Consider the following 13337-nt stretch of genomic DNA (forward strand, 5'->3'; position numbering starts at 1 on the left):
GGCGCGCACCGTGCCGAAGTTCTCGGCCGGCAAGGGCCTCAAGGACGCGGTCAACTAAGACCTTTTCTTTTTAAGATCAGATGAGCCGGGCTTGCCCGGCTCTTCCTTTTTGTGACCCGCGGCAGGGGCACATGTGCGGCATCAGCCGGTAGGCGCGTCGGCGCGCATCAGGCCTTCTTGCTTGAGATCCGCCCACAAGGCTGCCGGGATCTTGACGTCGAGCAGCGCACGGTTGCTTTCGACTTCGGCCGGCCGTTGGCCGCCGGGTATTACCGACATGACGGAAGGGTGCCGCAGCGGGAACTGCAACGCCGCCTCGATCAGACGCACGCCATGGCGCTTGCAGACCGCCTCGATGCGTGCCACGCGATCGAGCACGTCTTTTGGCGCCTCTGTGTAGTTGTAGAAGGCGCCGGGCTTCGGCCCTGTCGCCAGGATGCCGGAATTGTAGGGCCCGCCAAGAACGATGCCGATGCCGCGCTTCTCGCAGAGCGGCAGGAAGCTCGCAAGCGCATCCTGCTCGAGCAGCGTGTAGCGGCCGGCGAGCAGAAAGAGGTCGAAATCGCCGCGCTCGGCGAGCGTCTGGCAAACCTGCCACTCGTTGATACCGCCTCCGAAGGCCTTGATCACGCCCTGGTCACGCAGCGCGAGCAGCGCGTAATAGCCCGAAGACATGAACTCCTCGATGCGCCGGTCGGAAGCCTCCTTGCTGCCATGGGTGAAGATGTCGACATCGTGCACATAAAGGATGTCGATGCGGTCGACGCCGAGACGCTCCAGCGAGGCCTCGAAGGAACGCATCACGCCGTCGTAACTGTAATCGTAAACTTCCCGGCGCGAGGGCGTCTCGAAGAACTTGCCGATGCCGGTTCGCTGGTCGGGCGCAGAGACGCGCATGAGGCGGCCGACCTTGCTCGACAGCACATAGTCGTCGCGTTTCTTGCCGCGCAGAAAGGGGTTGAGCCGGGTTTCGGAAAGGCCAAGGCCATAGAGCGGAGCGGTGTCGAAATAGCGGCAGCCGGTTTTCCATGCCGCCTCCAGCGCGGCATTGGCATCCTCGTCCGAGACGGCGCGGTAGAGATTGCCGAGCGGCGCGGTGCCGAAACCAAGCTCGGTGAAGGTGATGCCGCCATTGCCGATGCGGTCGAAATGCCGTGTCTTCATATCCGCACGATGTCCTGGATTGATTTGTCTGACATGACACTATCACGCCGGTGGCACAGCAAAAGCGCCGAGGCTCGTTGGACACGAATTTTCGCGGTGATAGCATGAACGAAAACAAGCGTTTCGCGCCGAACGCGACCGCAAAGCCGCATGCCTATCAAGACATCGGCAGACAGGATTAGGCAGCCATGACGCAAGCCGGATCGGAGTTGTTTGCGACAGCGCTGGGCGAGCTCGGCGCCGTGTTGGGGCGCATCGATGACGGTCGGGTTGACGCCGCCTGCGCAATGCTCGCCGGCGCTGGCAAGATCGTCGTCTATGGCTGCGGCCGCGAAGCGCTGCAGGTCAAGGGTTTCGCAATGCGGCTCTTCCATCTCGGCCTGCCGGTTTCGGTGGTCGGCGATATGACCACGCCGCCACTCGGCCAGGGCGATGTATTCCTGGCGAGTTCCGGACCGGGCGAGACCGCCACCGTTCTCACCTTGATGCGCGTGGCCAGGGCGGCCGGCACCAAGGTGGTGTTGCTCACGGCCGAACCGGCGGGCAGCGCGGCAAAGCTTTCGGACTTCACGCTGCTCGTTCCGGCCCAGACCATGGCGAGCGACCAAGGCGCCGCCAGAAGCTCGGTGCTGCCGATGGGCTCGCTGTTCGAGGCAGCGCTTTTCCTGTTGTTCGAGGTGATGGTGCTGAAACTCGAGGCGCTCACCGGCGCAACGCCGGAGACGATGCGCGCCCGGCACACCAACATGGAGTAGGGGCATGCGCTACGAACTGATGCTGCCGCACCAGATCCGCAAGGCGATCGAGGAGAACTGGCCGGTCGCGCTGCCGCTCGGCGTGCTCGAATACCATGGCGAGCACATGGCGGTCGGCATGGACACGCTGGCCGTCATCAAGACGCTCGAGCTTATCGAGAAGGAGCGGGACATCGTCATCCTGCCGCCCTTCTATTATGGCGCGGCGAGTTATGCCGTGGCGCCGCCGGAAGGCAGCGGCTCGGTGCAGGTCGGCGGTCCGGTGCTGGCGCCCTTTGCGGAGGAATTGTTCTACGGCCTGCTGCGCATCGGCTTCCGCAACATCCACGCCATCATCCATCACCAGACCGAGAATTTCGTTGCCGGCATGCCGACCGATCTCGCCTTCAAGACCGCCGGCCGGCAGGCGATTTTCCGCTTCCTGGAGAAGGAACGCGGCGAGGGCTGGTGGGGCTCGGACACGATGGTCGATTACTATGCCGGCCATGCCCAGGGCGAGAACGTCTTCAACTGGGTGCAGGTGCACCCGCTGATGCCGGCCACAATGACCGGCAAATATCCGTTCGACCATGCCGGCATCGGCGAGACATCGCTGATGCAGGCGCTATGTCCCGAAGCGGTGGATGCCGGTCATTTCGCGGATAATACCGGCTGGTACACAAAAGGCGCATCGGATGCGTCGGCCGAGCTGGGCCGGAAGGGTGTGGCGATGATCCTCGAGCATTTGCGGGCGATATTGCGGGTCTAGCTCAACTTCTCCCCACAAGAAGGGGGAAGGGCACGGCGCCTACTTCACCGAACCGGCCGTCATGCCCATGATCAGATAGCGTTCGAGCGCGATGCCGATGATCGCCAGCGGCGTGATGGCTGCCGTCGCCAGGGCTGCCATCGACCACCAGTTGATACCTTGCGAGCCGGTCTGGCTCGCCACCATCACGGGGATGGTCTTGGCATCCGTCGACGTCAGAAGGGCGGCGAAGAAATATTCGTTCCAGCAGAGCACCATCGCCAGGATGAAGGCGGCGACCATGCCGGGGAGCGCGATCGGCATGACAATGCGGAAGAAGGCGCCCCAGATCGACAGGCCGTCGACGAGTGCCGCCTCCTCGAGCTCGACGGGAATGGAGTTGAACTGGTCGCGCATGATCCAGATGACGATCGGCAGCACCATCAGCGTGTAGAGGAGCACAAGGCCGATGCGGGTGTCGAGCAGGGCCACTTCGCGGTAAAGCACCAGGAAGGGCAGCGCCAGCACCACGGGCGGCAGGATCAGCTGCGAGAGGAAGAAGAAGGAGATGTCCTCGTTCTTGAACCAGGCGAACTTGTAGCGGTAACGCGTCAGGCCATAGGCGGCCAGGCTGCCGATAATGATGGCGAGGCTCGACGCGCCGACAGAGGTAATGACCGAGTTCATGAAGCGTTTCAGGAACTCGTCGCGCACCGTCGAGGTCTGGACGATCGAATCCGGCGACAGGCCGAGTGAGCGCCAGCCCTTCCAGTCTGGCTGGAAGTCGACGAAGGGGATGAGGTGCCCCTGCGTGACATCGACCGCCGACTTGAACGAAGTGGTGATCGTCCAATAGATCGGGAACAGGCAGACGAAGGACCAGAACACCAGGGCGCCATAGATGAAGACGCGGCTGGCGAGGAAGGCCGCCGGGGAGCGGATTTCGGAAACGGTATATTCGGTGGTCTGGACGCTCATATGGACGCTCAGTTGACGTTGCGCACGAAGCGACTGGCGAGCTTCAGCAGCCAAGTGACAAACACGACGATGATGATCAGATAGACCATGGCGAGCATGGTGCCGTAGCCGACATTCGAACGGTCGCGATATTCGCGGTAGATGAAGCTCGAAACGGAATCGGTCGCGCCGCCGGGCCCGCCGGACGTCACCGTAATGATGATGTCGGCGAGCTTCAGCTTGAAGATGATGCGCAGGATCACCGCCGTCACGGACACGGGCAGCATCAGCGGGAAGGTAACCTGCCAGAAGGTCTGCCATGTCGTCGCGCCGTCGACGCGCGCCGCCTCGATCACCTCACGCGACATGGCCTGCAGGCCGGCGAGCAGCATGATCATCATGAACGGAATGAAGGTCCAGGCGTCGAGCACCATGATCGAGATGCGCGCGATGATCGGGTCGGAGAAGAAGGCGGGATTGTCCCAGCCGAGATGGCGCGCCAGCGTCGATGCCGGTCCGAACCGGTATTCCATCAGCGACTTGCCAACCATCCAGGAGACCGCCACCGGCGACAGCATGAGCGGCAGCAGGAAGACCACACGGAAGAATTTTCTGGCGCGGATCTGCGCGTTGAGCAGCAGCGCCAGTCCGAAGGCGATGACATATTCGACCAGCACCGCCAGCACATAGAGGACCATGTTGAAGAGCGCGTTGCGGTAGTAGGGGTCGGCCAGCATCTGCCAGAAATTGTCGAGACCGTTGAACCTGCGGCCAGCGAAGGAGCTGAGGTTCCAGTCGGTCAGCGCGATATAGAAGCCGAACAGCGTCGGGAAGATCACCATGGCGACGGTGAAGAGCAGCGCCGGCAGCAGGAACAGCGCGCGCTGGCCGTCCTCGCCGCGCGTCAGCACTTGCCAGGCGCCGAGCGCCACGCCCCACAGCACATAGGCGTAGACCACCGGACGCCAGGTATAGAAGCCGATCGTGTCGACCTCAGTCTTGTAAAGGATCTGCATGACGATCGTCGCCAGCAGCACGAGCGTCGCGGCGATCATCAGGGCCCAGCCGAGGCGCTTGCGGCCGGGAGGGATCAGATCGGCCGCTGCGGAGTTAGCCGGCCATGCATTGGCGGTTGAAGTCTGCTCAGCCACGCCTCTCGCCTCTACCTTGCTTTGATGCAATTCCGGAGGAAAACCGCTTCACGCTTTTCCTGGAATTGCTGGAAGTCCAAATGACCGGCCATTGCCGGTCAACATGCGGCCCGGCGACGAGGTCGCCGGGCCGCGACTTCTCACGGGACAGCCTACATGCCGAGCGAGGCTTTGTAGAGCTTGATTTGGTTCTCGCGGCCGATCTGGTCGGTCAGCTTCTCCCAGGCGGCGGCGATGGCATCCGCACCTTCCTGCGCCTTCATCTTGCCGGCGAAGGTGTTGGCCAGGATGTCCTCGGCGGCGCTGTAGTACTGGAAGATGCCGGGGATGCGCGGCTCGATCGCGGCGTTCGGATGGTTGTAGGAGTCGCCCTCCGACTTCAGATAGGAGGTGATGAAGGCCTCGTCATAGCCGGCCGCCACCCATTCCGGAATGTTGAAATGGGAGTTGCGGTAGGGCTGGAAGCCGGAAGGATAGGCCGCGCACCACAGCGACAGATCCTTGCCGCCGAGATGGGCCGCCGCCGACCACGCCGCCTTCTTCTTCTTCTCGTCGCTGTCGACGCGGGCCATGACATAGACGCCCCAGCCGAGATAGGCGCAGTTCGGCGCATAGTTCGGGCCGCTGGCCAGCTTGTCCCACTTGCCGGTCTTCGAATTGTAGACGTCGTCCGAGCCCGGCAGGATCGAGAAGCCGGTGACGTCGCCGATGACCGAGGAGTCGTTGGTCTTGACGTTGGAGCCGATATCGCCCCACCACGGGATCATCGAGCCAGTGCCGGCCAGGAACTGCTGGAAGCCGGTGGTGTTCGGATCGGCGTTGATCTGATCCGGCGGCTCCGAGGGCAGGGCGTCGATGACGTCCTGGATGGCCCGCACCCAAGCCGGGTTGTTGATGCGCGGCTTCATCGTATCCGGATCGAACAGCCAGGCCTTGTCGTCGGGGTGCTTGGCATAGGCAGAGGCGCGGCTGCCGAGGAAGTAGAAACCGAAGCCGCCCCAGGGTTTGGGCGCGTCGAGATAGCCATAGACGTCCTGGCCCTTGAACTGCTTGCCCTTGAGGAACTTGGTGACGGCCTGCACTTCCTGCCAAGTCTTGGGCACGCCCCATTCGGTCGTCGCGCCGCTCTCCTTCCAGGCCTTGGCGAGGTCGGGATCGGAGAATACGTCGGTGCGGTAGTTGAAGTTGTGCGTATCGCCGTCGATGGTCACGCGATACTGCTTGCCGTCCCAGGTGCCAACCGGCGGCTTGAGGTAGTTGACGAGATCGTCCATGTCGATCTGCTTCTTGACCCAGTCGGGCATCTCCGAGGTGAGGCCCTTGCCGCAGACGTCGCCCTCGAAGGGCGCACCCATCTCGATGATGTCGAAGTCGACGGTTTTGGTCGCGATCGACTGTTGCAGACGGGCGTTGTAGTCGGCCTGGGCGAGGTCGATCCAGCTGATCTTGGCGCCGGTATAGGCCTCCCACGGCTTCAGGAAGCCGCGGAACAGCACGTTGTGCAGGTTCTGGTTGTTGAGGCCCATGAAGGTGAGCTCGACACCGGCGAACTCGCCTTGCTTGACGTTGGCCTTGGTCGCTTCCAGGCAGAGCTCACCGACTTTCTGGAAGTCGGCGTCCGTCGGCTGGCCTTTGCCGACGCCGGGTATCTGCAGGATTTTCGCGCGCAGGTCGTCGGCGGCAGCCGCCGGCCTGGTCAGCGCGCCAAGCCCCGTGCCGGACGCCGCTGCGAGCGCCGCCATGCTGGCCGCGCCCTTCAGCAAATCGCGGCGGGTCGCCCCGGCACGCACCAGTTTTTCGTAAAGATCGACTCTCATCTCAAGGTTCCTCCCAGAACTTCAGTCGTGAATTGATTCTGCCAATCTCTCGACGTCGAAACGTCTGCGGTTCTCCTATACCATAGGGCAGCGTGGGACCCCACCCTGCGTCGCCTGGAGATCCGATTTTCGGGACAAGGACCGGCATTCGGATTGGCACTCGTCACTATTCGCGTAATCGATTACCTTGTCAACAAGATTGGCTTTTTATCTATAAGATACCGACTTGCCCTTGCCGTTGGCAATGGCTAGCTTCACCGAAAAAGATAGGGGAGACAATGGCTCAAGTCGCGATCGCCAATGTGGCCAAGGCTTTCGGAACCGTCAAGGTTCTACATGAGGTCAGCGTCGATATCGCCGACGGTCAATTCGTCGTCCTGGTCGGCCCTTCGGGCTGCGGCAAGTCCACGCTGCTGCGGATGGTGGCGGGGCTGGAAACGGTTTCCGGCGGAACGATTTCGATCGGCGACCGCATCGTCAACAACCTGCCGCCGGCCAAGCGCGACATCGCCATGGTGTTCCAGAACTACGCGCTCTATCCGCACAAGACGGTGGAGCAGAACATGGCTTTCGCGCTGAAGCTGCGCGGCACCGATCCGGCCATCGTCGCCGAGCGGGTGAAGCGTGCGGCCGACATCCTCGACCTCAATCCCTATCTCAAGCGCTATCCGCGCCAGCTTTCCGGCGGCCAGCGCCAGCGCGTCGCCATGGGCCGCGCGATCGTGCGCAACCCGCAGGTGTTTCTGTTCGACGAGCCGCTCTCAAACCTCGATGCCAAGCTGCGCGTGCAGATGCGCACCGAGATCAAGGAACTGCATCAGCGGCTGAAGACCACCACCATCTACGTCACACACGACCAGATCGAGGCCATGACCATGGCCGACAAGATCGTGGTGATGCGCGACGGCCGCATCGAGCAGATCGGCGCGCCGCTGCAACTGTTCGACCGGCCGGCCAACCTGTTCGTCGCGGGCTTCATCGGCTCGCCGGCGATGAACCTGCTCAAGGGCACGGTGAAGAAGGGTGAAAGGTCCGAGGTCGACATAGCAGGCTCGGCCTTTCCGATGCCTGCCAGCATCGCCGCGGCGGACGGCCAGGCCGTCGTCTATGGCGTCCGTCCCGAGCATCTGGAGATCCATCCCGACGGTGTGGCGTCCACGATTTCGGTGGTCGAGCCGACCGGCTCGGAAACGCTGGTGTTCGTGCGCTTCGGCGAGGGCGAGATGGTGGCGCTGTTCCGCGAGCGTCACGACTTCAAGCCTGGCGATACGCTGAAGCTCAGGCCGCGGCTCGACCATGTCCATCTCTTCGACGCAGGGACCGGCAAGCGTCTCTGACCGCAAACACACATCGAGGAAAACATGCTCAAAGGGATCAATCCGCTGCTCAACGCCGACGTGCTCCAGGCACTGCGGGCGATGGGGCACGGCGACGACCTGATCATCGCCGACACCAATTTCCCATCCGACTCCGTCGCCAAGCAGACGGTGCTCGGCAAGCTGCTGCGCATCGATGCGCCGGCGGCCGAAGTGGTGAAGGCGGTGCTGTCGCTCTATCCGCTGGACAGCTTCGTCAACGACGCGGCCGCGCGCATGGAGATCGTCGGCAAGCCGAACGAGATCCCGCCGGTGCAGAAGGAGGTGCAGCAGGAAATCGACGCGGCCGAGGGCAAACCCTGGCCGATGATCTCGATCGAGCGCTACGCCTTCTACGAGCGGGCGAAGAAGGCGTATTGCGTCATCCAGACCGGTGAGCGCCGCTTCTATGGCTGCTTTGCCTTCCGCAAGGGCGTCATTCCGCCGGATGCGGAGTAAGGAGATGTCCGCCAGCAAGCCAGTCGTCATCCTGGGTGTCTTCGTCGCCGACACCGCCTATCGCGCCGACCGCCAGCCGCGCATGGGCGAGACGATCCTCGGCAATTCGTTCAAGCTCGGACCCGGCGGCAAGGGCTCGAACCAGGCGGTCGCAGCCGGCAAACTCGGCGCCGACATCACCTTCCTGACCCGGCTCGGCATCGATGCCTTCGCCGACATGGCCAAGCAGACGTGGAAGGATGCGGGGGTCAAGAGCGCGGTCATCGACACGCCGGACAGCTACACCGGGGCGGCTTATATCTTTGTCGAGGAGGGCAGCGGCAACAACGCCATCATCGTCAGCCCGGGTGCTGCGATGCTGATCTCGTCCGCTGACATCGAGGCGCATGCTGACCTGATCCGCTCGGCGGGCGTCTTTGTCACCCAGCTCGAGCAGCCGATCGACGCGGCGCTGAAAGCCTTGCAAATCGCGCGCGGGGCAGGGGTGACTACCATTCTTAACCCGGCGCCGGCCGCCACCCTACCGGACAGCATCTACGCGCTTTGCGACTACGTCACGCCCAACGAGTCCGAGGCCGAGGGGCTGACCGGCATCGCCGTCTCTTCGGTCGATGATGCCCGCCGCGCCGCCGACAGCCTGCTGGCAAAGGGCGTCGGCGCCGTCATCGTGACGCTTGGCGAGAAGGGCGCGCTGCTGCACACCAGGGAGCGATCCGATCACGTCGGCGCCGTCACTGCCGGCCCTGTAATCGAAACCACGGGGGCGGGCGACGCCTTCAATGGTGGACTGGCGGCGGCGCTTGCCAAGGGCGTCGAGCCGCTGGAGGCGGTGCGCTTCGCCTGTACCGTCGCAGGCATTTCGGTGACCCGGCCGGGCACCGCGCCTTCCATGCCGACGCTCCAGGAGGTCGAGGCGCTGCTGGCGCGGGGTTGAAGCCGCCAAATCTCGCGTGGCGTTTCAGCGGCGCTACCCGGTCATCGGCTTGACCACAACTCACAGAAGTTGGTTCTCACGGCCCCAGGGTTGCATATTAGCCACGGTTAATATTAATCGGCGCCAACGCCTTGCATCAACGGCATAGGTGTCCCGTAATGGGCCACCGTGTCTGGCATCGCAATTGCACTGTCAGCAATGCCGGGGTGGACCGTGCCTCGGTAGCCGGGGGGCTATTTGGGGGGGCCCGCCGCTCCGCGATGGAGCGGCGGCGCTTTGAGGGTCGAGGGTACTGGCGATGTATTTTCCGCAATTTCTGGTGGGCATGTTCGCGACGTCGTTCACCGTCGCAATCTGGGTCGGGTTGCAAACCGGCTCCGCCTGGAAGGCGCTCGGCTGCGCTATGCTTGCAATGATCATTCTCCAGATTGGATATGCCGGACTGGTCATGCGGCTCATCTACAAGCGGGGATCGCAAGGCACTGCAGCTGACTTTATATCGGCAAATGCGGCGCCACCGGTGCAGCGAGCGCGTCCACACTAGAGGGCTCACCCTCCCGAGCGAGTGCAGACCGTAAACCCTTGGCGACGACCAAACCGTCCCGCCCTTCTCCTGGAACTGCGCGACCGGGCAGCAGTTCGAGCCGACAAGGCTTTCAAGACCTGGGTTTTCGGAACGCAAAGCCGTTGCGATTACGTGCCATGGCTTGATGACCGGGGCCGGCCAAGGCTGGCTCAACCCGCCAAACGCGCCTGCGGAACGCAAGCAGTGCCAGCGCGTTCACCGTCTTGACCAGCACAGGCAGCCTGGTTTCCCGGAACGGTGAGATGAAAAAGCCCTATAAAAAGCCCACGCTTGTAAAGCGCGAGAAGCTCACCGCCCGAACCGCGCAGATTGTCGCCTCCGGTGTGATATTGGGCGAGTGAATAGGGGCGCCCACGCGCAGCTGAAGAATTTTGCTGCTCAGAGCAGGCTGGCCGGTCGGTGACTTGCTCTAGAGGGCCGGGCCCGGCCGAATGGCGCTTCCGTCAGAAAAGCGCGACAGGCGAAAGCGGGTGAGATCGTGCCCGATCTGGTTTCCCTGGATCATGTCGGCGACGACGCGGCCGATTCCGGGTCCGATACCGAAGCCGTGGCCGCTCATGCCGGTTGCGACAACGAGGCCAGCTATCGCCTGCACTTTGTCCACAATGGGAACGACGTCCGGCATCGCGTCGATCATGCCAGCCCAGCATGCCTTTAGGCGCACCGCGTCGAGCTGTGGGAACAGGCGCCTGAAATTGCGCTCGATGGAACGCAGACCAGAGCGTTCGGGAGCCGGATTTAGCACCCGCATTGTTTCGAAAGGACTTTGCGAATCCGGCGCCCAGTGACGCGGCGTCGACCAGCCATCCGGGTAGCCCGCCGGCGCAGCCGGCGAATAGCGTGAGCCGAAAGGATTGGCCATAAGCGCGGGAAGGTATTTCTTCGCATGCCGGAATGCGTCTGGGCCAAGGTGAAGCAAATGACTGCCTCCGGCAGTGAGCGTGTATCCGCCATCCTGTCGGCGTCTGAAAGCGATATGCTCTCCTGCCGCGGCTCCTGCATAGACTTCATGCATCGCCTCGGTTGCCGCGACGGTCGACCTTACACTGAGCTGGGGAATGGAAACGCCATGTCTTCTCAGGAACAGGGAAGACCACGCACCGCCGGCGAGCAGAACGCTCGACGTCTCGATGTGACCCGCCTCTGTCCACACTCCCCTGATCCTCCCGGCCGAGATTTCCAGGGCTCGCGCCGCGCAATTCTCCACAATCTTGACGCCCTTGCGGGCGGCAAGCCGGGCGAGTGCGGGCACGGCCAGCCAAGGCTCCGCCCGCATGTCGGAAGGCGTTGTCATCGCGCCCTTGAAACTGCGCGACATGCCTTTGATGAGACCGGCGGTTTCCCGTGCGTTCAGCAGGCGCGTGTCGATCTCATGGGCGGCAGCGATCTTCAGGAATTTTTCGAAGCGGGCCATTTCGCGGTCGGAGCCTGCCAGGTAAGTCACGCCGGTCTGCTTCAAGCCGATGTCTTCGCCGCATTCCTCGGCCAGTTGCCGCCAATGACGCGACGCCTCGATCACGATCGGCAGTTCGTCCGCATCGCGTCCCTGTTTGCGGATCCATCCCCAATTGCGGGAGGACTGTTCGGCGACGATGCGTCCCTTTTCCAACAGCGTCACCGAGATGTTGCGCCGCGCAAGAAAAAGCGCTGTCGCAACGCCGATAACGCCGCCGCCGATAATGACCACGTCAGCGCTTTTTGGGGGCGGGCCGGGAAATTGAATCGGATCTGCTTCGGAGAACGGGAAAGTAGGCAAGGGGAGAATCCTGAAAAGGCTGCGTCAGCTATGGCCCACCGGCAGCCAACCTTTCTTGAGGCACTTCTGGGGAAGGTGGAGCACAGGCGCCTGACGAGCGGCTCCCGTAGTCGCCAATTCAGACGCGGTGGATCGCGAATGTTGGCCGCAGCGAATACAAAAAGTTGAAACTCTCCGGAAAATGAAAGTTCAAGCTTTTGAAGAGCAGGGCCTAACCCTTGAAAAGACTGGCGCGAGTGACGGGGCTCGAACCCGCGACCTCCGGCGTGACAGGCCGGCACTCTAACCGACTGAGCTACACCCGCGCACTGACGAGCACGTGTCAGGCGTGTTCGTCGTTGGGGCGCTGGATAAGGGGTTCGTTTGCGGGTGTCAAGCGCGGCATGTGAGCATAACAGCAATCAGCAGAAGGTTTTTTGACAAGTGCGCCGGCATTGGCGAAATCCCGTCCGATAGCGGGTGCGCCGGCTGTTCATTGGGCCTTGCGAATAGAGCTCTAACTGCTTAAAGGTCCGGCCCGGAGCGGGCGATTAGCTCAGTTGGTAGAGCGCTTCGTTTACACCGAAGATGTCGGCGGTTCGAGCCCGTCATCGCCCACCAGTTTCCCGGCACAATCAAGAACTCACGGCGGCGTCAGGCGGAAATCCTGGCCTTCGGGCAGGAGCTGGCCGCCATCAACGACGATCGTCGTGCCGGTGATGTAGCTGGCGTCATCGGAGGCCAGGAACAGGAAGGCGTTGGCGACGTCGCGCGGCGTGCCGAGACGTCCGAGCGGCACGGCGTCCTCCATGCTCTTGATGAAGGCGGCATCGCGGTGAAGCTTCATGCCCTCGGTCAGGATGTTGCCCGGCTCGACGCCGTTGACGGTGATGCCATAGCCGGAAAACTCCAGCGCCGCCGCGCGGATGAAGCCGTTGATGCCGGCCTTGCTTGCCGAATAATGGCCGTGGCCGGGGCTGCTCACCTGCGGGCCGGTAATGGAAGAGGTGAAGAGCATGCGACCGCTGCCCTGAGCCTTCATCGGTGGAAGCGCTGCCCGGGCGGCGTTGAAACTGCCGCGCAGATTGACCGCCATGACCCGGTCCCAGTCCTCCGGGCTGGTGTTCTCGATCAGTTGCCAGGGATAGATGCCGGCGTTCTGGACGATGATGTCGAGGCGGCCGTGACGCTGCAGCGCCAATGCCACCACCGCTTCGGCGTCGGCCGTCTTCGAAATGTCGGTGCGGATGAAGGCGGCACCCAGTTCGTCTGCGCTCGCCTGGCCGGCTTCGGCTTCACTGTCGGCCAGCACAAGGCTGGCGCCTTCCTCGGTGAAGCGCTGGGCTATGCCCTTGCCGATGCCACGCGCGGCCCCGACGATCACCGCCACCTTGCCTTCGATGCGTCCGGTCATGCGGGCCGTCCTGTCATGCGAGTCTTTGGCGAATGGTTTGCTTGAAAGCGTCGAGAAGCACGGCCGCCAGCACCAGCAAGCCATGGATGACCTGGGTGAAGTTGGCCGGCAGGGCCATGAGGTTGATGGCGGTGTTGATGGCCGACAGGAGCAGCACGCCGGCATAGACGCCGGGCAGGGTGCCGACGCCGCCTTTCAGGCTGACGCCGCCAATGACGACGGCGGCGAAGGCGTTGAAGAGCAGGCCGACGCCGAGATTGGCGGTGGCGCCGGAGGTGCGGAT

Annotated in this window: 12 protein-coding genes, 2 tRNA genes and 1 pseudogene; 7 read left to right on the forward strand and 8 right to left on the reverse strand. The window is 63.0% G+C overall.

Annotation, left to right across the window (positions count from 1 at the left end):
• Positions 1-141 precede the first annotated feature (141 nt).
• Positions 142-1164 (reverse strand): aldo/keto reductase, encoded by a 1023-nt coding sequence (locus EOA49_RS25245; protein WP_127241427.1) that lies wholly within the window; start codon positions 1162-1164, stop codon positions 142-144.
• Between the two features lie 188 nt (positions 1165-1352).
• On the opposite strand from EOA49_RS25245, the gene EOA49_RS25250 reads away from it, so the two are divergent.
• Both EOA49_RS25250 and EOA49_RS25255 read left to right on the forward strand, forming a co-directional pair.
• Complete coding sequence (locus EOA49_RS25250; RefSeq protein WP_067328228.1) at positions 1353-1919, forward strand: SIS domain-containing protein; 567 nt, start codon at positions 1353-1355, stop codon at positions 1917-1919.
• 4 nt (positions 1920-1923) lie between these two features.
• The gene (locus tag EOA49_RS25255; protein ID WP_067328230.1) at positions 1924-2667 is read left to right on the forward strand and encodes a creatininase family protein; all 744 of its coding nucleotides are present in this window, start codon (positions 1924-1926) and stop codon (positions 2665-2667) included.
• A 39-nt stretch (positions 2668-2706) separates the two neighbouring features.
• Here EOA49_RS25255 and EOA49_RS25260 read toward each other — a convergent pair whose 3' ends face one another.
• The 3 genes from EOA49_RS25260 to EOA49_RS25270 form a co-directional block, all read right to left on the reverse strand.
• Positions 2707-3624, reverse strand: coding sequence for a carbohydrate ABC transporter permease (locus tag EOA49_RS25260; RefSeq protein WP_067328232.1), 918 nt, complete (start codon positions 3622-3624; stop codon positions 2707-2709).
• Between the two features lie 8 nt (positions 3625-3632).
• The gene (locus EOA49_RS25265) at positions 3633-4754 is read right to left on the reverse strand and encodes a sugar ABC transporter permease (protein WP_095802242.1); all 1122 of its coding nucleotides are present in this window, start codon (positions 4752-4754) and stop codon (positions 3633-3635) included.
• A gap of 152 nt (positions 4755-4906) precedes the next feature.
• Positions 4907-6571 carry a sugar ABC transporter substrate-binding protein gene (locus EOA49_RS25270; protein WP_067328234.1) on the reverse strand — a complete coding sequence of 555 codons (1665 nt, stop codon included), beginning with the start codon at positions 6569-6571 and terminating at the stop codon, positions 4907-4909.
• Positions 6572-6849: 278 nt separating this feature from the next.
• Between EOA49_RS25270 and ugpC the strand changes: the two genes are divergently transcribed.
• The 4 genes from ugpC to EOA49_RS25290 all read left to right on the forward strand — a co-directional run bounded on the left by ugpC (position 6850) and on the right by EOA49_RS25290 (position 9863).
• On the forward strand, positions 6850-7908 hold the full coding sequence (gene ugpC, locus EOA49_RS25275) for a sn-glycerol-3-phosphate ABC transporter ATP-binding protein UgpC (RefSeq protein ID WP_067328236.1): 1059 nt from the start codon (positions 6850-6852) through the stop codon (positions 7906-7908).
• A 24-nt stretch (positions 7909-7932) separates the two neighbouring features.
• Complete coding sequence (locus EOA49_RS25280) at positions 7933-8385, forward strand: RbsD/FucU family protein (protein WP_066998829.1); 453 nt, start codon at positions 7933-7935, stop codon at positions 8383-8385.
• Positions 8386-8389: 4 nt separating this feature from the next.
• On the forward strand, positions 8390-9319 hold the full coding sequence (gene rbsK, locus EOA49_RS25285; RefSeq protein WP_127241075.1) for a ribokinase: 930 nt from the start codon (positions 8390-8392) through the stop codon (positions 9317-9319).
• Positions 9320-9617: 298 nt separating this feature from the next.
• A complete protein-coding gene (locus tag EOA49_RS25290) occupies positions 9618-9863 on the forward strand; it encodes a hypothetical protein (RefSeq protein WP_127241074.1) in 246 nt (81 codons plus the stop codon).
• Positions 9864-10314: 451 nt separating this feature from the next.
• On the opposite strand, the gene EOA49_RS25295 is transcribed toward EOA49_RS25290, so the two are convergent.
• Together EOA49_RS25295 and EOA49_RS25300 are read right to left on the reverse strand one after the other, a co-directional pair.
• Entirely contained in the window at positions 10315-11661 is a 1347-nt protein-coding gene (locus EOA49_RS25295; RefSeq protein WP_127241073.1) for an FAD-binding oxidoreductase, read from the reverse strand.
• Between the two features lie 228 nt (positions 11662-11889).
• Positions 11890-11966: transfer RNA gene (locus EOA49_RS25300), tRNA-Asp, on the reverse strand.
• 219 nt (positions 11967-12185) lie between these two features.
• On the opposite strand from EOA49_RS25300, the gene EOA49_RS25305 reads away from it, so the two are divergent.
• Positions 12186-12261: transfer RNA gene (locus tag EOA49_RS25305), tRNA-Val, on the forward strand.
• Between the two features lie 22 nt (positions 12262-12283).
• Here the strand turns inward: EOA49_RS25305 and EOA49_RS25310 are convergent.
• Together EOA49_RS25310 and EOA49_RS25315 are read right to left on the reverse strand one after the other, a co-directional pair.
• On the reverse strand, positions 12284-13054 hold the full coding sequence (locus tag EOA49_RS25310) for an SDR family oxidoreductase (RefSeq protein ID WP_127241072.1): 771 nt from the start codon (positions 13052-13054) through the stop codon (positions 12284-12286).
• Positions 13055-13067: 13 nt separating this feature from the next.
• A pseudogene (locus EOA49_RS25315) lies at positions 13068-13337 on the reverse strand (ABC transporter permease); the annotation flags it as partial.

The organism is Mesorhizobium sp. M1A.F.Ca.IN.020.04.1.1 (assembly GCF_003997315.1).
In the GTDB taxonomy this organism is placed as follows: Bacteria; Pseudomonadota; Alphaproteobacteria; order Rhizobiales; family Rhizobiaceae; genus Mesorhizobium.

Excerpts from the sequence above, each read along its gene's own strand:
- EOA49_RS25245 (WP_127241427.1), bottom strand. The coding sequence starts at position 1,164 with ATGAAGACACGGCATTTCGACCGCATCGGCAATGGCGGCATCACCTTC.
- EOA49_RS25250 (WP_067328228.1), top strand. The coding sequence starts at position 1,353 with ATGACGCAAGCCGGATCGGAGTTGTTTGCGACAGCGCTGGGCGAGCTC.
- EOA49_RS25255 (WP_067328230.1), top strand. The coding sequence starts at position 1,924 with ATGCGCTACGAACTGATGCTGCCGCACCAGATCCGCAAGGCGATCGAG.
- EOA49_RS25260 (WP_067328232.1), bottom strand. The coding sequence starts at position 3,624 with ATGAGCGTCCAGACCACCGAATATACCGTTTCCGAAATCCGCTCCCCG.
- EOA49_RS25270 (WP_067328234.1), bottom strand. The coding sequence starts at position 6,571 with ATGAGAGTCGATCTTTACGAAAAACTGGTGCGTGCCGGGGCGACCCGC.
- ugpC (WP_067328236.1), top strand. The coding sequence starts at position 6,850 with ATGGCTCAAGTCGCGATCGCCAATGTGGCCAAGGCTTTCGGAACCGTC.
- EOA49_RS25280 (WP_066998829.1), top strand. The coding sequence starts at position 7,933 with ATGCTCAAAGGGATCAATCCGCTGCTCAACGCCGACGTGCTCCAGGCA.
- rbsK (WP_127241075.1), top strand. The coding sequence starts at position 8,390 with ATGTCCGCCAGCAAGCCAGTCGTCATCCTGGGTGTCTTCGTCGCCGAC.
- EOA49_RS25290 (WP_127241074.1), top strand. The coding sequence starts at position 9,618 with ATGTATTTTCCGCAATTTCTGGTGGGCATGTTCGCGACGTCGTTCACC.
- EOA49_RS25310 (WP_127241072.1), bottom strand. The coding sequence starts at position 13,054 with ATGACCGGACGCATCGAAGGCAAGGTGGCGGTGATCGTCGGGGCCGCG.